21 protein-coding genes and 1 riboswitch are annotated in these 18,924 nt (G+C 47.9%); of the genes, 10 read left to right on the forward strand and 11 right to left on the reverse strand.

The window, feature by feature from the left end; all coding sequences use genetic code 11:
* The first annotated feature begins 48 nt into the window (after positions 1 to 48).
* Genes ACESZP_RS00250 through carB form a run of 3 tightly spaced genes read left to right on the forward strand, consistent with a single transcriptional unit; the run spans position 49 to position 4,400 of the window.
* Positions 49 to 687: a cytidylate kinase-like family protein gene (locus tag ACESZP_RS00250; protein ID WP_158365128.1), complete on the forward strand. Its 639-nt coding sequence runs from the start codon at positions 49 to 51 to the stop codon at positions 685 to 687.
* Between the two features lie 15 nt (positions 688 to 702).
* The gene (gene dtd / locus ACESZP_RS00255; RefSeq protein ID WP_499707653.1) at positions 703 to 1,140 is read left to right on the forward strand and encodes a D-aminoacyl-tRNA deacylase; all 438 of its coding nucleotides are present in this window, start codon (positions 703 to 705) and stop codon (positions 1,138 to 1,140) included.
* Positions 1,141 to 1,178: 38 nt separating this feature from the next.
* Entirely contained in the window at positions 1,179 to 4,400 is a 3,222-nt protein-coding gene (gene carB / locus ACESZP_RS00260) for a carbamoyl-phosphate synthase large subunit (protein WP_499707654.1), read from the forward strand.
* 119 nt (positions 4,401 to 4,519) lie between these two features.
* Here carB and ACESZP_RS00265 read toward each other — a convergent pair whose 3' ends face one another.
* Positions 4,520 to 5,275, reverse strand: a complete 756-nt coding sequence (locus ACESZP_RS00265) for a tRNA lysidine(34) synthetase (protein ID WP_499707655.1) — start codon at positions 5,273 to 5,275, stop codon at positions 4,520 to 4,522.
* 226 nt (positions 5,276 to 5,501) lie between these two features.
* Between ACESZP_RS00265 and cysK the strand changes: the two genes are divergently transcribed.
* The 6 genes from cysK (at position 5,502) to ACESZP_RS00295 (ending at position 11,421) form a co-directional block, all read left to right on the forward strand.
* Positions 5,502 to 6,434: a cysteine synthase A gene (cysK, locus tag ACESZP_RS00270; protein WP_499707656.1), complete on the forward strand. Its 933-nt coding sequence runs from the start codon at positions 5,502 to 5,504 to the stop codon at positions 6,432 to 6,434.
* Positions 6,435 to 6,483: 49 nt separating this feature from the next.
* Positions 6,484 to 7,791: an aminotransferase class I/II-fold pyridoxal phosphate-dependent enzyme gene (locus tag ACESZP_RS00275; RefSeq protein WP_178040078.1), complete on the forward strand. Its 1,308-nt coding sequence runs from the start codon at positions 6,484 to 6,486 to the stop codon at positions 7,789 to 7,791.
* Positions 7,792 to 7,855: 64 nt separating this feature from the next.
* On the forward strand, positions 7,856 to 8,302 hold the full coding sequence (locus ACESZP_RS00280; RefSeq protein WP_440322355.1) for an RrF2 family transcriptional regulator: 447 nt from the start codon (positions 7,856 to 7,858) through the stop codon (positions 8,300 to 8,302).
* Between the two features lie 255 nt (positions 8,303 to 8,557).
* Complete coding sequence (locus ACESZP_RS00285; RefSeq protein WP_178040076.1) at positions 8,558 to 8,914, forward strand: LysM peptidoglycan-binding domain-containing protein; 357 nt, start codon at positions 8,558 to 8,560, stop codon at positions 8,912 to 8,914.
* Positions 8,915 to 9,767: 853 nt separating this feature from the next.
* Positions 9,768 to 9,966: riboswitch (cobalamin riboswitch) on the reverse strand.
* 104 nt (positions 9,967 to 10,070) lie between these two features.
* Positions 10,071 to 11,138 carry a tyrosine-type recombinase/integrase gene (locus tag ACESZP_RS00290; RefSeq protein ID WP_178038137.1) on the forward strand — a complete coding sequence of 356 codons (1,068 nt, stop codon included), beginning with the start codon at positions 10,071 to 10,073 and terminating at the stop codon, positions 11,136 to 11,138.
* A gap of 64 nt (positions 11,139 to 11,202) precedes the next feature.
* Positions 11,203 to 11,421 carry a hypothetical protein gene (locus tag ACESZP_RS00295; protein WP_499707657.1) on the forward strand — a complete coding sequence of 73 codons (219 nt, stop codon included), beginning with the start codon at positions 11,203 to 11,205 and terminating at the stop codon, positions 11,419 to 11,421.
* Between the two features lie 75 nt (positions 11,422 to 11,496).
* Here the strand turns inward: ACESZP_RS00295 and ACESZP_RS00300 are convergent, their stop codons facing one another.
* Complete coding sequence (locus ACESZP_RS00300) at positions 11,497 to 12,609, reverse strand: DUF3048 domain-containing protein (RefSeq protein WP_499707658.1); 1,113 nt, start codon at positions 12,607 to 12,609, stop codon at positions 11,497 to 11,499.
* A gap of 264 nt (positions 12,610 to 12,873) precedes the next feature.
* Here ACESZP_RS00300 and lexA point away from each other — a divergent pair, with 264 nt between their 5' ends.
* Positions 12,874 to 13,494 carry a transcriptional repressor LexA gene (gene lexA, locus ACESZP_RS00305; protein WP_499707659.1) on the forward strand — a complete coding sequence of 207 codons (621 nt, stop codon included), beginning with the start codon at positions 12,874 to 12,876 and terminating at the stop codon, positions 13,492 to 13,494.
* 189 nt (positions 13,495 to 13,683) lie between these two features.
* Here the strand turns inward: lexA and ACESZP_RS00310 are convergent, their stop codons facing one another.
* The 9 genes from ACESZP_RS00310 to rplU form a co-directional block, all read right to left on the reverse strand.
* A complete protein-coding gene (locus tag ACESZP_RS00310; RefSeq protein WP_499707660.1) occupies positions 13,684 to 14,307 on the reverse strand; it encodes an NUDIX hydrolase in 624 nt (207 codons plus the stop codon).
* 5 nt (positions 14,308 to 14,312) lie between these two features.
* Positions 14,313 to 14,675, reverse strand: a complete 363-nt coding sequence (rsfS, locus tag ACESZP_RS00315) for a ribosome silencing factor (protein WP_349165048.1) — start codon at positions 14,673 to 14,675, stop codon at positions 14,313 to 14,315.
* The gene (gene yqeK, locus ACESZP_RS00320; protein WP_349165111.1) at positions 14,656 to 15,261 is read right to left on the reverse strand and encodes a bis(5'-nucleosyl)-tetraphosphatase (symmetrical) YqeK; all 606 of its coding nucleotides are present in this window, start codon (positions 15,259 to 15,261) and stop codon (positions 14,656 to 14,658) included. The genes rsfS and yqeK overlap by 20 nt, the downstream gene beginning before the upstream one ends.
* A 16-nt stretch (positions 15,262 to 15,277) precedes the next feature.
* Positions 15,278 to 15,898, reverse strand: a complete 621-nt coding sequence (nadD, locus tag ACESZP_RS00325) for a nicotinate-nucleotide adenylyltransferase (protein ID WP_499707661.1) — start codon at positions 15,896 to 15,898, stop codon at positions 15,278 to 15,280.
* Between the two features lie 43 nt (positions 15,899 to 15,941).
* Positions 15,942 to 16,244, reverse strand: a complete 303-nt coding sequence (gene yhbY / locus ACESZP_RS00330; protein ID WP_178038131.1) for a ribosome assembly RNA-binding protein YhbY — start codon at positions 16,242 to 16,244, stop codon at positions 15,942 to 15,944.
* Positions 16,245 to 16,443: 199 nt separating this feature from the next.
* Positions 16,444 to 17,733, reverse strand: a complete 1,290-nt coding sequence (gene obgE, locus ACESZP_RS00335) for a GTPase ObgE (protein ID WP_178038130.1) — start codon at positions 17,731 to 17,733, stop codon at positions 16,444 to 16,446.
* Between the two features lie 73 nt (positions 17,734 to 17,806).
* Complete coding sequence (rpmA, locus tag ACESZP_RS00340; RefSeq protein ID WP_087165749.1) at positions 17,807 to 18,094, reverse strand: 50S ribosomal protein L27; 288 nt, start codon at positions 18,092 to 18,094, stop codon at positions 17,807 to 17,809.
* A gap of 4 nt (positions 18,095 to 18,098) precedes the next feature.
* Positions 18,099 to 18,419 (reverse strand): ribosomal-processing cysteine protease Prp, encoded by a 321-nt coding sequence (locus ACESZP_RS00345; RefSeq protein WP_178038129.1) that lies wholly within the window; start codon positions 18,417 to 18,419, stop codon positions 18,099 to 18,101.
* A gap of 5 nt (positions 18,420 to 18,424) precedes the next feature.
* Positions 18,425 to 18,736, reverse strand: coding sequence for a 50S ribosomal protein L21 (rplU, locus tag ACESZP_RS00350; protein ID WP_178038128.1), 312 nt, complete (start codon positions 18,734 to 18,736; stop codon positions 18,425 to 18,427).
* Positions 18,737 to 18,924: the final 188 nt, after the last annotated feature.

Raw genomic sequence — 18,924 nt, forward strand, 5'->3', positions numbered from 1 at the left:
AAATGTTGTATAATATAGACAAGAACAACTGGAAGGGAGAATGATTTTATGGCAAATAACACAATCATTACCATCGGACGCCAGTATGGAAGCGGCGGACACGACATCGGAAAACAGCTTGCGGAAGAGTTAAACGTTCCTTTTTATGACAAAGCATTGCTGGAGAGAGCAGCCAAGGACAGCGGCCTCTGCCAGGAGATTTTCGAAAATCACGACGAGAAGCCGACCAACAGCTTCCTCTATTCACTGGTGATGGATACCTATTCTCTGGGATATACCACTTCTTCTTTCTCAGAGATGCCCCTGAACCACAAGATTTTCCTGGCGCAGTTTGACGCCATTAAGAATATCGCCAAGGAAGGCCCCTGCGTCATCGTAGGGCGCTGCGCTGACTATGCATTGGCAGATTTCCCGAATGTGGTCAATGTATTCCTGCATGCGGATATGCAGGATCGCGTCGTGCGGATCGCGAGACGTCATGATCTGACCGACGCCAAGGCTAAGGATCTGATTGTCAAGACGGATAAGCGCCGTGCCAGCTACTATAATTACTATACCAGTAAGAAATGGGGCGACGCGGCAGGATACGATCTGTCTCTGAATACAGCGACGCTGGGTATCGACGGCACGATTCATATGATTCGTGAGTTCATGGCCTATAAGGAGCGGGAGCACGAAAAAATCTAGGAGTATATATTTAAAATGAAATTTGTGATACAGCGGGTTTCCCATGCATCGGTGACGGTGCATGAGGAAACCATCGGCCGTATCAATCAGGGCTATCTGGTTCTGATTGGTGTGGGAAAAGAAGATACAAGAGAAGACGCAGACCGCTTGGTGAAGAAAATGATCGGCCTGCGCATTTTTTCGGATGAAAACGGGAAGATCAACAAGTCCTTGAAGGATGTGGACGGGGAGCTTCTGCTGGTCTCCCAGTTTACACTGTACGCGGACTGCAGACACGGCAACCGGCCGGGATTTACAGAGGCGGCGGGTCCGGATATGGCAAATGAGCTCTATGAATACATCATTGAAAGCTGCAAAAAGGAAGTTGCTGTGGTCGAACGGGGAGAGTTCGGCGCGGATATGAAGGTAGAGCTTTTAAATGACGGACCATTTACCATTTTATTAGAATCGTAGAAACAAAAATTTACAATATAAATACAGGGAGAGAAAACATGGGTAAAAGACAGGATATCCACAAAGTAATGATTATCGGTTCCGGCCCGATTATTATCGGTCAGGCCTGCGAATTCGATTATTCCGGCACACAGGCCTGCAAGGCGCTGAAGAAGCTGGGCTACGAGATCGTTCTCGTAAACTCCAATCCGGCGACCATTATGACAGATCCGGGAACCGCAGACGTTACGTATATTGAGCCGTTAAATGTGGAACGACTGACTCAGATCATTGAAAAAGAAAGACCAGATGCCTTATTGCCGAACCTCGGCGGACAGTCCGGTCTTAATCTTTGCTCCGAGTTGGCGAAGGCAGGCGTCCTGGATAAATATGACGTTAAGGTTATCGGCGTGCAGGTAGACGCCATCGAGCGCGGCGAGGATCGCATCGAGTTCAAACACACCATGGACAGCTTAGGGATCGAGATGGCACGCAGCGAAGTTGCCTATACCGTAGACGAGGCAGTAGCTATTGCGGATAAACTGGGGTACCCGGTTGTTCTCCGTCCGGCTTACACGATGGGCGGCGCAGGCGGCGGTCTTGTATACAATGTAGAAGAGCTGAAAACGGTCGTAGCCAGAGGTCTGCAGGCCAGTCTGGTGGGTCAGGTCCTGGTGGAGGAGTCCATTCTCGGCTGGGAAGAGCTGGAGCTGGAGGTAGTCCGCGACAGCAAAAATAACATCATCACCGTATGCTTTATTGAAAATATCGACCCGCTGGGCGTACACACCGGTGATTCTTTCTGTTCCGCGCCCATGCTGACCATTCCCGAAAATGTACAGAAGCGTCTGCAGGAGAAGTCCTATAAGATCGTAGAGGCCATCCAGGTTATCGGAGGCACCAATGTACAGTGGGCCCATGATCCGAAGACAGACCGGGATATCGTCATCGAGATCAATCCCCGTACTTCCCGTTCCTCCGCATTGGCTTCCAAGGCAACAGGCTTTCCCATTGCGCTGGTTTCCGCTATGCTGGCGTCCGGCCTGACACTGGACGAGATCCCCTGTGGAAAGTACGGCACACTGGATCGCTATGTTCCGGACGGAGATTATATCGTAATTAAGTTCGCACGCTGGGCTTTTGAAAAGTTCAAGGGCGTAGAGGATAAGCTGGGTACGCAGATGCGCGCCGTTGGCGAGGTTATGAGTATCGGTAAAAATTATAAGGAAGCCTTCCAGAAAGCCATCCGCAGTCTGGAGATTGGCCGTTACGGTCTTGGATTCGCGAAGGATTTCCATGAAAAATCCAAGGAAGAGCTGCTGCATATGCTGCATACAGCTACCAGCGAACGCCAGTTCATTATGTATGAGGCTATCCGGAAGGGCGCAACCAATGCAGAGCTTTTTGAGCTGACGAAAATCAAAGATTATTTCCTGAATCAGATGCGGGAATTGGTTGAGGAGGAAGAGAAGCTCTTAACTTATAAGGGACAGGTACCGCCCGCAGAGATCCTGACACAGGCTAAAAAGGACGGCTTCGCAGATCGTTATTTAAGCCAGTTTCTGGGGGTTCCGGAAGCAGATATCCGCAACGCGCGAACAGCCATCGGCGTAACAGAAAGCTGGGAGGGCGTTCATGTAAGCGGAACCAAGGACAGCGCTTACTATTATTCTACCTACAATGCGCCGGATAAAAACCCGGTCAGCACGGATAAGCAGAAAATCATGATTCTGGGCGGCGGCCCCAACCGAATCGGTCAGGGTATCGAATTTGATTATTGCTGTGTACACGCGGCAATTGCTTTGAAGAAGCTTGGCTTCGAGACAATCATTGTAAACTGCAATCCGGAAACCGTATCTACCGATTACGATACCTCCGATAAGCTGTATTTTGAGCCGCTGACTCTGGAGGACGTCTTAAGTATCCACGAGAAGGAGAAGCCGGTAGGCGTTATTGCCCAGTTCGGCGGACAGACGCCGCTGAATCTGGCAGCAGATCTGGAAAAGAATGGCGTCCGGATTCTGGGAACCAGCCCGGAGATCATCGACCTGGCAGAGGATCGGGATCAGTTCCGCGCCATCATGGAGAAGCTGAATATCCCCATGCCGGAGGCAGGTATGGCTGTTGATGTGGAGGAAGCTCTGGAAATTGCCGAGCGCATCGGTTATCCGGTTATGGTGCGTCCTTCTTATGTACTGGGCGGCCGCGGTATGGAGGTTGTCCATGAGCCGGAGAGCCTGAAGGAATATATGCGTGCAGCGGTAGGAGTGACTCCGGATCGTCCGATTCTGATTGACCGTTTCCTGCATCACGCGATGGAGTGTGAGGCAGATGCCATCTGTGACGGAACCCACGCCTTTGTACCGGCTGTCATGGAGCATATTGAGCTGGCCGGCGTTCATTCCGGAGATTCCGCCTGCATCCTGCCTTCTCTGAATATCTCAGAGGAGAATGTAAAGACGATTAAGGAATATACAAAGAAGATTGCGGAAGAGATGCATGTCTGCGGTTTGATGAATATGCAGTATGCCATCGAGGACGGTAAGGTATTTGTACTGGAGGCCAATCCGAGAGCGTCCAGAACGGTGCCGCTGGTATCCAAGGTCTGCAACATTCAGATGGTACAGCTGGCTACCCAGGTTATTACAGAGGAGCTGACCGGTATTCCTTCCCCGGTACCCGGTCTTAAGGAGAGCAAATTCCATCATTACGGCGTGAAGGAGGCGGTATTCCCCTTCAATATGTTCCAGGAGGTAGACCCGATTCTGGGACCGGAGATGCGTTCTACTGGTGAGGTACTGGGACTGGCGTCCAATTTCGGAGAAGCCTTCTACAAGGCGCAGGAAGCGACTCAGACGCCGCTGCCCCTGTCCGGAACGGTTCTGATCAGTGTCAGCGACCGTGATAAGGAAGAGCTTCTTCAGGTAGCAAGAGGCTTCCATCAGGATGGCTTCCATATTATGGCAACCGGAAAAACCTACGATATGATTACAGAAGATGGTATTCCGGCTGAGAAAATCAAGAAGCTGAGCGAGGGCCGTCCGAATATCCTGGATGCTATTGCCAATAAGAAGATTGATTTAATTGTGAATACGCCCTCCGGAAATGAGAGCCGCTTTGATGACAGCTATGTCCGCAAGGCAGCTATCAAGGGCAAGATTCCCTATATGACCACCATGGCGGCAGCCATCGCTACTGCGGAGGGTATCCGTCAGGTAAATGCCAAGGGTGGCAAGCTTGATGTGAAGTCCCTGCAGGATCTGCATGCGGAGATTGAGTAAGAAGTTATTTAATAACCTTTCGTTTTACAAAACCAGAAGCCAGGAAAAATCCCCTCCCACAGGAAAACAATGCGTCCCTGTGGGAGGGGATTTTTCCTGGCTTCGTCCGTTTTAACATATCAAATCACATCCGGATGCACCAGCTTGCGCACATACTCCGCGTCCTCAAACTTCATATATAATCCGTCCAGCACCGCCCGGAACATCCGTTCCTTGGCCCCCGGATTCTCATGACAGATTTGCCGTATCAGTTCCTTGGCATATTCCCGGCGGGTATATCCGTCCGCCGGACAGGGACTTTTACATACCGGCAGATTGTATTTATTCTTAAATCCAATCACATCCGCCTCATCCACCAGCAACAATGGCCGAATCACCGTTAAATCCATCCGATCCAGATAGGTCACCGGGTCAAAGGAATGAAACCGCCCTTCATAGAGAAGCGAGAGCATCATCGTCTCTACCACATCGTCCTTGTGGTGTGCGTACGCGATCTTATTGCACCCCAACTTCTTAATCGTCTCATTAAGCGCACCTTTGCGCATCTTGGCGCAGAGCGCGCAGGGATTGCTTTCTTTACGAACGTTGAACACTACGTCATAGATCTCGGTATTCACAATCGTATACCGCACGCCCAGCTCATCGCAGAGCGCCTGAATCGGACTTAAATCAAAATTCGGGAAGCCAAGATCCACTGTAATTGCCTCAATTTCAAAATGCTTCTCATAGAACCGCCGAAGTCCATGCAGCGCATAGAGCATAGTCAGGCTGTCCTTTCCGCCGGAGATTCCGATAGCGATATGGTCTCCGTCGTCAATCATATGGTAGGTATCCACGGCCTTGCGGACATGGCTTAAAAGCTGCTGTAATTTCATTTCCTCTGGTCAATCCTTTCTTAATTCAGGTATACCCGTAGGGTATTTCTTCAATTTGATCCTTTTTATATAAATTATTTTCCAAATTAATTCCCTACTTAGTTTATCAGAAAAAGATGAAAAAAGCTATTGACAATTTCAAAAACCAGGTATATACTACTAAACAGATAGGAAATATAAGAAAAGAAAAACCGAACTTGAGGAGATTAAAAGGAGAACGAAAACAATGGCAAACATTTATAAGGGAACATTAGGACTCATCGGAAACACACCTCTGGTAGAGGTTACAAACGTAGAAAAAGAGCTGGGACTGGAAGCTGCCGTACTGGTAAAGCTTGAGTATTTCAATCCTGCCGGAAGCGTAAAAGACCGTATCGCAAAAGCGATGATCGAGGATGCAGAGGCAAGGGGAGCACTGAAGGAAGGTTCCGTAATCATAGAGCCGACCTCCGGAAATACAGGCATTGGCCTGGCAGCCATTGCAGCAGCCAAAGGATACCGCATCATCCTGACCATGCCGGAGACCATGAGCGTAGAGCGTAGAAACATCCTGAAGGCATACGGTGCAGAGCTGGTTCTGACTGAAGGAGCCAAGGGTATGAAAGGAGCCATTGCTAAAGCAGAAGAACTTGCAAAGGAAATCCCGAACAGCTTCATCCCGGGACAGTTCGTAAATCCGGCAAACCCGGCAGCACATAAAGCAACCACAGGCCCGGAGATCTGGAAGGATACCGATGGAGCAGTTGACATCTTTGTAGCGGGCGTAGGCACCGGCGGAACCCTGACAGGAACAGGAGAGTACCTGAAGTCCCAGAAGCCGGATGTAAAGGTTGTAGCAGTAGAGCCCGCAGGAAGCCCGGTTCTTTCTGAGGGCAAGAGCGGTCCCCACAAGATTCAGGGAATCGGCGCCGGCTTCGTCCCGGATGTACTGAATACCAAGATTTACGATGAAATTCTTCCGATTGAAAATGATGATGCATTTGAGACAGCAAAGCTTCTGGCGAAGAAGGAAGGCGTTCTGGTAGGAATCTCCTCCGGTGCAGCACTGTACGCAGCCATCCAGCTCGCAAAGCGTCCGGAGAACAAAGGCAAGACCATCGTGGTACTGCTTCCGGATACCGGAGACAGATATTATTCCACACCGCTGTTTACCGAGTAATTCATTTGAAGTATCATAAAATAATTTACCATAAGAAAGGGCAAAACCAATGAGCAAACTTACAAGAGAACAGAGAAAATTTAAATTTGAAACCCTTCAGCTTCACGTAGGTCAGGAGCAGCCGGATCCGGTAACGGATGCAAGAGCCGTTCCGATTTACCAGACATCTTCCTACGTATTCCGCAACTGCGACCACGCGGCTGCACGTTTTGGACTGGCAGACGCAGGCAATATCTACGGACGTCTGACCAACCCCACTGAGGACGTGTTTGAGAAGAGAATTGCAGCACTGGAAGGCGGCGTAGCAGCTCTGGCTGTAGCATCCGGTGCGGCAGCTATCACCTATACCATTGAGAATCTGGCTCAGAGCGGTGACCATATTGTATCTGCAAAGAACATTTACGGTGGAAGCTTCAACCTTCTGGAGCATACCCTTCCGGCATACGGTGTGACAACTACCTTCGTAGATATCTTCAACTACGATGAGGTAGAGTCAGCCATTCAGGACAATACGAAGGCTCTTTACATTGAGACTCTGGGAAATCCGAACTCTGATGTGGTAGATATCGAGAGACTGGCAAAGATTGCCCATGCGCATAAAATCCCGCTGGTTGTAGATAATACCTTTGCAACCCCGTATCTGGTTCGCCCCATTGAGTACGGCGCGGATATCGTCGTTCATTCCGCAACCAAATTTATCGGTGGTCATGGAACTACCATCGGAGGAGTCATTGTAGACAGTGGAAAATTCGATTGGGAGGGCTCCGGAAAATTCCCGTCCCTGACAGAGCCGAACCCCAGCTATCACGGAATCAGCTTTACCAAGGCGGTAGGACCGGCTGCGTTTGTCACCAAGATTCGCGCTATCCTTCTTCGTGATACCGGAGCAACCATTTCTCCGTTCCATGCATTCTTCTTCCTGCAGGGACTTGAAACCCTTTCTCTCCGCGTAGAACGTCATGTAGAGAATGCTTTGAAGGTGGTAGAGTATCTGAACAACCATCCGCAGGTAGAGAAGGTTCATCATCCGTCTGTATCCGATGATCCGGAGCAGAAGGAACTGTACGCAAAGTACTTCCCGAACGGCGGCGGCTCCATCTTTACTTTTGAAATCAAGGGCGACGCACAGAAGGCGAAGGACTTCATCGACAACCTGGAGCTGTTCTCCCTGCTTGCAAATGTAGCTGATGTGAAGTCTCTGGTTATCCATCCGGCAACCACCACGCATAGCCAGTGCACAGAGGAAGAACTTCTGGATCAGGGCATTAAGCCGAACACCATCCGTCTTTCCATCGGAACTGAGAATATCGACGATATCATTCAGGATCTGGACGAGGCATTCAAGGCAGTACAGTAAAAGACTGAGTACAGGGGCGGATCATGCATCTGCCCCTTATCTTTTTCATGAGGAGGACTTACTTATGCAGCTTTCGAAAAAGAGCCGCTACGGACTGCGGGCATTAATTGATCTGGCTTCTGCGCCGCAGAATCAGTATGTTTCCCTGAGCAACATCGCAGAACGCGGAGAAATCCCGGCACAGTTTCTGGAGCAGGTATTTGCTTCTTTTCGCCGCGCAGGGCTTGTAAAGGCCTTAAAAGGGCCCCAGGGAGGTTATCAGCTTGCCCGGAGTCCCAAATACATTACAGCAGCGGAGATCCTGGAGATCCTGGAGGGTTCTTATCAGATAGCAGATGAAGAAGTATCTTCGGAAAGTCGATGTTACGCTGTCTCAGAGACCATGCAGAAGCGTCTGATTGACCCGATCAATCAGGCTATGGAACGGTTTCTGTCAGAGCTTACGCTGGAAGAACTGAAAGCGGATTATCAGCAGCGCCTGAGCAGCGGGCAGGATATGTATTATATTTAAACAGAACCGTACGGGCGGTGTTTCTGACTTTCGGAAATAGAAGGACAGGGATACCGCTTTTATGTAACAGTAAATAATTTTCGAAACATGGGAATGTGCCATTGGCACATTCTTTTTTATATAAAATTCGAACATATGTATTGACAAACGAATGTTCGAGACTTATAATACAAATATCAAAAAGAACAGCTGTTCGGAAAACGTGTTCGAACAGTAGGCGCACTGGAGAGCGCAAGAGTGGGGAGGGCATATCTTATGTACGGAAGAAAATTAAGATACGAAAGAAGAAGAGCATATGAAAGAAAAAGGAATTTTCTGATTCTGGTTTCCGGCCTTTGCCTGGCCCTTGCCTTCACCTTTTTGTTCGGCAGTTTTCTTTCCCAGGCCGAGGCAAAGGAGTCGGATACTATCTATTATAAGTATTATACGAATATTGAGATTCAGCCCGGCGACACCCTATGGGATCTGGCAGAGGATTATATGGGTGACCAGTATGAGTCCCGTGCGGTCTATGTAGCAGAGGTACGTCAGATTAACGGTATTGCAGACAGCGACAGTATCGTATCCGGCCAGTATCTGATAATGCCGTATTATTCTGCAGAGTATAAGTAAGCGATTGACCACCATGGCAGATGCGCTATGTTTGTCAGTGGTACCACTGAGTTTTACATAGATATACAAAAGAGAGAATTTTTAAAAGGTACAAAAGCTTTTAAGACACAAAAGATTGGTGAGCACGAAATACATAAGAAAATAAAATACATAAGAGAAATAAATCGTTGCCAATAAGATACACGAGAATTTTAAACAAACACCAGAGAGATGGAAAAGGTACAAAAGAAAGCCGGATGTTTAGTCTGCAAAAAGATTAAATATCCGGCTTTTAATCTACAAGCCTGCGCGAAACACAATGTATTTATCGGTGAAGAGTGCCGTACAGACTGACCTAGATCTATACGCCAAATCCTTGTTTTTCGAATAGATATAGCTATATATTTCTATATGCGTGATTCCATACAGCTCCAGGTATTATAAAAAAAGGTACAAAAAACATCTGCTATCAGCACGTCCAAACCTCTCTCATTCGCTCTACCGGGAAGCTGCAGGTAATCCCAATAAGGTGAAATCGAAAAATCTGAACAGCACTGACGCAGATGTCGAGGCTGCCGGATTGAATATTTGGGTTGGTTTATAATGTAAGCGAATTCGTTGGGTAATAATATATCGCTTTTTGAGGGATTTTGGTGAGGTACATTTATCTTCCCAGCGTAACAGACCGAATGCCGTCACGACCTGTCAGACCAGAAATCAAAATGCATGTTCAAGATTTATATCATCCCGGCTGCCTGTACGGTTCCACATCGAGCGCATTCCATAAACAAAAAATGCCTGCTTCCAAAAGCAGACACCCCAAAAAGGCATAACGCAAATACCTTTCTGTCAGGAACTGAACTTTCATCGGAAGTCTCTCCTCAAATACTAAGCAGGTTTCCTGACTTACAGATCATCATATACCTTTTTCCTTCTCATACTGTAAAAGTACAATGGATTCAATCAAAGGATACTCCCTGAATACAGTGACCGGATCGCTCAGGATTCACACCTGATTCCCTTTTCTCATCTGGCTGAGGGGCCATCTGAGCACTTAATACCTTATATGGAATTGTACAAATTTATTATAACAGTATATACAGAAAAGTCAATTCTTTTCTGGAAGTTTTACATAAAAAATGATAAAATAGAACCACAGAAAGGACGGGCAGGCACAATGAAATATAAAAATTATCACGAACAGAAGGATGCGGAGAATATTCAGCGGCTGCGGGAGGTGCTTACTACCCTGCCCTCTTTCGTCAGCGATTTTTTCCGGGCAAAGGAAATGAGCATGGCTACTACCACCAGAATTTCATATGGATATGACATACGAATTTTTTTTCGTTTTCTGGTAGAGAAAAATCCTTTATTTAAAAATTATAAAACAACAGATTTTACATATGAGGATTTAGATAAAATTAGTACCGTTGACATTGAGGAATACAAAGAATATTTAAAATTATATCAACGTGAGGAAGAACAGGGCGAAATTGATATTACAAATGGAGAACGCGGTATGAAAAGAAAGTTATCTGCCGTCCGTAGTTTGTTTAATTATCTTTACCGTTACGAACTGATAAAAAATAACCCGGTCGTCCTTGTCGACATGCCCAAGCTTCATGAGAAAGCCATCATCCGCCTGGAACCGGATGAAACAGCCCGTTTACTTGATTTTATCGAGCATGGCGGCGATGAGTTGACCGGTCAGAAAAAAGTCTACTATGAGAAAACCAAAGAACGGGATCTGGCTATTGTGACGCTTCTTCTGGGTACGGGAATCCGTGTCTCCGAGTGTGTGGGCCTGGATGTGACTGATATTGATTTCAATACCAATGGCATCCGCGTCATCCGAAAAGGCGGTTCCGAAATGATAGTCTATTTCGGTGATGAAGTGGAAAAGGCGCTGAAGGATTATATCAATGGCAGCCGAAAGCTTGTGAATCCCCAGGAAGGCCATGAAAAAGCCCTCTTCTATTCCACCCAGCGCCGTCGTATCGGCGTAAAGGCCGTGGAAAATCTGGTAAAAAAGTATTCCAGGCAGGTGACGCCATTGAAGAAAATCACCCCACATAAGCTTCGGAGTACCTACGGTACAACGCTGTATCAGGAAACCGGCGACATTTACCTGGTGGCGGATGTCCTGGGTCATAAGGACGTCAATACCACAAGGAAGCACTATGCTGCTCAGGATGAGTCCAGGAGACGCAGCGCGGCGAATGTGGTAAAGCTTCGGAAAGAATAAAGAGAGGTCCTGCAGATGAATGAATCACCTGCAGGGCCTTTTGAGGAAGCAGCGTTAGGATGAAGTGAAAACTAATCTGCTGCGTTTTTGCTGCGATGGTGCTGTACTTTTCTACCCACTTGTCGAAGTTACCCTGCTCCTGCTGCTCGGCAATTACTTTATTCACAATCTCAAGCAGGTCTTCATTGCCCTTGTCAATGGCAACCGCAGAGGTCTTTGCGCTGCTTACCAGCTTATCGGTAACGTCTGGAGGAGATTCAGCGGCAGCAGGAGGAGCTTTTAAATTTGTGAAAGACAACAAAGAACCCGCGGTTTTCAGTCATGCTGAAACTCGCGGGTTCCATTTTTTGAAGTTTGTTTACTCAACTACCAGTTCGCTCCACACATCATCTGCTACGAAGCCAATGTAGGTCTTACCGGTATTGATAGTAATCTCGTCGCCGTTCAGATCACGGTAAACCGTACGTTCGGTATCGGATGTCTTGGTCCAGGTAATCGGGATGGCCTTACCATTGGTGATATAATAGCCTTCCTGACCGCTTGCCAGACAGTTCCATACCATGTAACCATGCTCGTCTAACTGGCTGTAGGACATCTTCTGCAGGATAACATTCTTGAATGCCAGCTGCTTGTTACCGTTGCCCGGATCCAAATGCTTGGAGCCGTATTCGGAATACAGATAGGTGCCGCTCTCCGCATCGTAATCGAGCTGAGAGCCATTGTGCTTGAAGGGCAGGTCTACCAGTGTGCAATCCGTTCCGTCAAGCTCTATCGGTTTACTCTCGGAAGCAAACTGGAAATGTGCTTCTTTGGGAGCATATTCATTATAGCTACGGTCGATACTGGAGTTATTTTTGAAGTTCTTTGCCATATCGCCGGTCAGAATATATTCGGTAAACTCACGGGGCTTTCCGTTCTTTACGCGGGAGAAGGTTCCGCTGAAATGATCCACATAGGGATTATTCAGGAATGTATTGATATAGAACGGGCCGCCGTCATGACATACGATGGCATTCCACTCCGGCGCGATCATCAGGTTGGTCGGACGTACGCTTCGTACGCTTCCCAGCTGCTTGATGCTGTCATAGTCTTTTACCAGAACCATGAAACGGGTGATATGGTCATTCAGAGTACTGTTCATCATCTCGTAGATAATGTCTGCCTGAGACAGTCCATAATGTGGAAGTGCGGTCTTCTCATTGTCAACCATAACAGCAATGGGACGCTGATCCTTCAGATCTTCGCTGATCCACTCATTGGTCAGTTCACTGCGGTACATACCTTCCGGAGCAACCTCTTCCTCTTCCTCTTCGGTGTCTTCTGTGTCCTCTGCTTCATCCGCTGTCACTTCATCCTCAGTGGAAAAAGTGTTATCTGATGTAGCTTCCTGATCGCCTTTACCACAGCCGGTAAGGCTAAGGAGGCCTGCAAGAGATAAGGTCAGCAGAATCAGTGTTAAACGTTTTTTCATCTGCATAGTTTCCTTCCTGTGTAGAATTTAATAATCTGGTAACAATTATATCACGTTCTGTAATAAGATACCAGTAAAAATGTAAAATATGCTTAAAATTTACACAAATATGCAATTTTGTAACGCCTAAGTATACATAATTATATTATGTATACTTTCAAAAAGAAACGAACAAATTTTCTAAACATTTGTTTGCATCATCATACATCCTGTGGTATACTGATAGTAAATACAGACCTTATTACGTTCGGGAGGAATCTAACTATGGCTTACGGTAAAATTTCGAAAAAGCAGTCCGAAATTCTTGAATATATTAAATCACAGATCATTAACAAGGGATATCCGCCCTCGGTCCGTGACATCTGCGAGGCGGTACAGTTAAAATCCACCTCGTCCGTTCATTCCCATCTGGAGACGTTGGAGAAAAACGGTTATATCCGCCGGGATCCCACTAAGCCCCGCGCGATTGAGATCATGGATGATAACTTCAATACGGCCCGCCGCGGTGAAGTTGTTAACGTCCCGGTTGTAGGCCGTGTGGCAGCCGGAGAGCCCATTCTGGCCGTGGAGAACGTGGAGTCTTATTTCCCGGTACCGATGGAGTTTATGCCAAATGAGCAATGTTTTATGCTACAGGTTAAAGGCGAGTCCATGATCAATGCGGGCATCTTTGACGGCGACACCATTCTTGTGGAGCAGTGTCAGACCGCTGCCAATGGCGACATGGTGGTTGCGCTGATCAACGACTCCGCGACGGTCAAGACCTTCTATCGCGAGGCCGATCACATCCGTCTGCAGCCGGAAAATGATACCATGGATCCGATTATCGTGCCGGATTGTCAGGTCCTTGGTAAGGTGTTCGGTGTGTTCCGCTTCTTCCGGTAATTACTGAAAAGTGTAATAAAAAAAAGCTATCCTATAAAAGGCTCTGTATTACATATGATTTGTAATACAGAGCCTTTACAATGTTACATCTTTCTACATTATAATCCAAAATTCAATATAACACATAAGTTTTCAATGTGTTGCTCTCTATGACAGTCACCTTCCTGGCAGAGTCATATTCATCTGATGTCATGTATATTCCGCATGTAAAAATCCAAAAGGCTTCTCCGGATCCTCATACAGAAAATGCATCATCATGTAAGCGCACATCAGTGATACATTCTCTTCCTTCAGAATTCTTCGAATTTCCGTGCGATCTGCCAAAACGACTTCTATCTCTTCTCCGTCTTCCAGACCATTCCTGGAAATTACACCGTCTGCGGCACCGTATACAGCAGCGCAGGACTCATCGGTCATTCCAATGGTCGTAAAATAAGGGCGGCTGTACATCTCATCTACTTCAATAGGATGAAACGTAAGTCCGGTCTCTTCTTTCAGTTCCCGCACACCTGCCTGATGATAATTTTCCCCTTCATCCACCAGTCCCGCCGGAAATTCATAGATGTAACCGCCGATGCTGAACCGATACTGGCGAATCAGGACCACCTGCTCCCGCTTTTCGCCATAGAGGGCATAGATAATGACTCCATCCGGTTTGTTAACATGAGTATTCAACTTCAAATCAGACACGTCCTTTGCCCGGGATGCCACGTGGTAAAGTCCCTTATGACCGGTTTTTGTAACGACATCCAGATCGTACATATTCAGGAATCGGTTATCGGTGGTCTTGGTGACCTTTTCGATCTTACTCATGGTTTTTATGCCTCCAGATCCTCGGCAGCAATGACGGATCCGTCTCTCCAGATCCGCTCCAGATCGTAGAACAGACGATTTTCTTCATCAAATACATGGATGATGATATCGCCATAGTCCAGGAGAATCCAGTTGGCGCTGTTGTAGCCCTCTACCTGCTTCGGAACGAAGCCTGCCTTATGCAGCTCCTCCTGTACATTGTCCACCATGGCCTGTACCTGGTTCTTATTGGAACCGCTGGCAATCAGAAAATAATCGGCCAGAACGGAAATTTCAGAAATATCAATGATACGGATATCGCGCGCTTTCTTGTCTTCCATGGCCTGATAAGCCAGACGCGCCATTTCTTTAGACTGCTTCTGTGTCATGGTTTGCCTCCTCACGCTTTGCCTTATAATATTCATAAGCTTTGACTGTCATCTCGTCCACCTCGCCCGGGCCGTCGTCCAGATAAGCCAGTGTATCAGACAGAATCTTATACAGAGCCTCATCCAGATCCATAAACGCAAGCTTCCGTACCTCCGTCAGATTCGGTGCCTTGTTACGGCGGGGCTCGATATAGTCCGCCACGTAGACGATTTTGTCGAGCAATGACATATTCGGTTTACCGGTGGTATGGTTTAAAATGGCGCTGACAATCTCCTTGTCGTTGATGCCGTACTCATGCATGGCCAGAAAGGCCCCAAGCTTCGCATGCAGCAGAAAGGGATTGCGGCGCTCCACCTCTGTGATCTGAATGTTGTGTTTCTCACACAGCTTTAATTTCTTTCCATTGGGAATACATTTCGCACAGTCGTGCAGAAGTCCCGCCATCTGTGCCTTCTGGATATCATATTCGTAGCGCATGGCCAGGGCCGCGGAAGTATACATGACGCCCAGTGTATGCTGATATCTGCCCTCATCCATTTCCCGCTTCAGCTTTTTCTGATAGGATTTCATATCATAATTCTTCATCATAATCAGTAACTCCTTAAGCCGGACAGTATAATCCCTTTTTATAAATATATTCCTCCACTGCCTCAGGCACATAATACCGGATAGAACGACCGGTGCGGACACGCTCCCGAATCATATTGGAGGAAATGTCGATGTTGGGCGTCTCCATGGGATAAATATGAGCGCCGAACACCTGGGAAAGCTCCTGAATGCGGGCGGTCAACTCTTCGCTTTCCATATGATCCCGGGTAGCCGCCAAGATACTGCAGGCTTCGCAGATCCGTCTGGGTTCCATCCAGGTGTGGAAATGAACCAGGGAATCTGCTCCCAGAATAAAATAGTAATCGGTATCCGGGTGCTCTTTTTTCAGAAACTCCAGGGTTTCGTAGGTATAATGATAATCCTGCGGTGTTTTCTCGAAATCCGATACCTTAAGATGCGGATTATCCGCCACAGCAAGCTCCACCATCCGGGTGCGCTGTTCCATGGTAGCGTTCACCTGACCGGCCTTGTGGGGCGGGTTGCCATTTGGCATAATCAGCACATAATCCAGGGAAAAGGACTCATAGGCAGCTTCCGCCAGAATCAGATGTCCGGTATGAATCGGATCAAAGGTTCCGCCCAAGATGCCGACCTTTTTTCGTGTAAGCTCCATGAAAATAACCGCCTTTCCCTGAGAATCTGTGTTTTATAAAATCTTATAACGGAAGTACAATCTTCTTTTTCTTGTACTTTTCGTCTGTATTCTCACGATACAGCACGATCTTCTTGCCGATCACCTGCACGACCTGAGAGCGGGTGCGGTCGGCAATTACCTCTGCGATGGCGCGGGGATCATCCGCGCAGTTCTGCAGAACGCTGAGCTTAATCAGCTCTCTGGCAGTCAGCGCTTCGTCCACAGCCTTGGTAAATTCCGGTGTAACGGAAGATTTGCCCACCTGGAAAATCGGCTCCATGGTCATTGCGAGGCCTTTTAAATAAGCACGCTGTTTACTTGTCATGATTTCTCCTTTAAATTATATTTACTTCGCAGTGCAGCTCGATTTGCCCCAGGACACTCTCTCGCCCTCCGGGCTCACCTTGCCGCTACGCTCCATCTCGCTCGCGGGCTTCGCCCTATGAAAGAAAGCAAAAACAGCCCCTTATGTGCCCTTCGGGTACAACGTGTCTGTCTTTCCTTTCTTCCGCACTGCTCATTGCCTAACGGAAGTAGTCGAATGCAAGTCCGTACATCCGGACCGTATCGCCCTCCTGAATACCGGCTTCCTCAAGCTCCTTTAAGATACCCGTATTCTTCAGGAAGTTCTGGAAGAAGGCAAAGCCCTTCTCGGAATCCAGGTTGGTGTAGCCCAGCATTTTCTCGATACGCGGTCCTTCCACGATGAAGACGCCCTCTTCCTCCTCGGATTTGGTAACGGTGTATGGCAGGTTCTCGTATACCAGCTCCTCGCCCGGGAAGTACTCCTGCTCGAAGACAATGGCCTCCTGGGGCGCCTGATCAAGGAGCTCCCTTACATAGTAGAGGAGTTCCTTCAGTCCCTTTCCGGCCACAGCGGAAATCGGGAATACCTTGATGCCCTGTGGCTCAAACTCGTCCTTCAGACGTTGGATGGGCTCCTCATTGTCGCCCAGGACGTCTATCTTATTGGCTGCAATGACCTGCGGACGCGCCGCGATCTCTTCATTGTAAGCCTCAAGCTCCTTGTTGATGGCGTAGATATCCGCTACCGGATCACGGCCTTCCGTGGAAGCAGCGTCTACAATATGGATCAGTACGCGGGTACGCTCGATATGGCGCAGGAACTCATGTCCCAGACCCACGCCCTCGGAAGCACCCTCAATCAGTCCCGGAATATCCGCGATGACGAAGCCAGGAGCACCCTGCAAATCCACCACGCCCAGATTCGGGTTCAGAGTGGTGAAATGATAGTTGGCGATCTTCGGCTGTGCATTGGTCACACGGGATAAGAACGTGGATTTTCCCACATTCGGGAAACCGACCAGTCCCACGTCCGCGATGACCTTCAGCTCCAGAAGAACCTCCAGCTCCTGGGCCGGTACGCCCGGCTGGGCGTATTTCGGGACCTGCATGGTGGATGTGGCAAAATGCATATTTCCCGCGCCGCCACGGCCGCCCTGCAGGATTACCTGTCTGCGGTTCTCGCCGGACATGTCCGCGATCACCTTTCCGCTCTCCGCTTCTCTGATGATAGTTCCTTCCGGAACCTTTAATATAATATCGCTGCCGTCTTTACCGTGGCAGCGTCGTTTTCCGCCTTCTTCGCCGTCCTGAGCCTTGAACTTTCTCTTATGACGGTACTCATAGAGGGTATTCAGTCCCTCGTCTACTTCAAAAATCACATCGCCGCCGCGTCCGCCGTCTCCGCCGTCCGGACCGCCGTTGGGTACGTACAGCTCCCGGCGGAAGCTGACATGTCCGTCTCCGCCCTTACCGGAGCGGATTAAAATTTTTGCTCTGTCTGCAAACATATAATAATTCTCCGAAAATTAAAATGGTAAAAAAGGCTTCAAATCTTCCGACTTGAAGCCTTTTACAACCAACTTATTCTGCTGCTACCGGAACGATAGAAACCTGCTTCTTATCTCTGCCCTTTCTCTCGAATCTTACGACTCCGTCGGTCAGAGCAAACAGTGTATCATCGCCACCGCGTCCTACGTTCACACCCGGGTGAATCTTGGTTCCGCGCTGTCTGTAAAGAATGTTTCCGGCCTTTACGAACTGTCCGTCGGCTCTCTTAGCTCCCAGTCTCTTGGACTCGGAATCTCTGCCGTTCTTTGTAGAACCTACTCCCTTTTTATGAGCGAATAACTGAAGGTTCATCTGTAACATGGTATTACACCTCCTTGAATACAATCCTGATATATGGTTTCCCATAGCTTTTTTGAATGTCTGTCAGCCCAAGTACCATGGAATCCATCAACAATGCGGCTTTCTCTGACAAAGGCTCCGGGAAGGTGCAGGTCAGCGACCCATCACCCTGTTCACCGGAAAATTCATCTTCTGTAAAGGCCTCGATAGAATTCAGCGTATTCAGTGAAAGCACACTGACTGCTGCGCAGATAATATCGGAACCCTCCTCCGCGTATCCGGCATGTCCATTGATATCGAACCCCAGATACTGATTGGATTTCTTATATATGGTAACGGTTATCATGACAATTAGTTCGCGGAGATCTTCTCGATCTTCACTTCTGTGTACTGCTGTCTGTGACCATTCTTCTTGTGATATCCAGATTTTCTCTTGTACTTGTAAACGATGACTTTCTTGCCCTTACCATCACCGATTACAGATGCAGTTACAGTAGCTCCTGCTACAGTCGGTGTACCTACGGTCAGAGAATCTCCGCCAACTGCGAGAACCTGATCGAACTCATAAGTCTCACCAGCTGCAACGCCAAGCTTCTCAACCTTGATCACGTCGCCTTCAGATACTTTGTACTGTTTACCACCTGTTGCAATAATTGCGTACATTCTGTGGCACCTCCTAATATAATTACTCGCCAATTTCGGTGACGCGCCCTCCAGTCGGACTGAAAAAGCACATACTTATACCTCGTTGTGCGGCATCTTTTATATAATAGCAGGACAATTTCCTGCTGTCAAGTAATTTCTATTATATTTCAGCTAAATATTTTTCGTCTGTTTTTCATGCATTCAGT

It is taken from the genome of Candidatus Dorea massiliensis AP6 (assembly GCF_964245105.1).
GTDB classification, from domain to species: Bacteria; Bacillota; Clostridia; order Lachnospirales; family Lachnospiraceae; genus Laedolimicola; species Laedolimicola intestinihominis.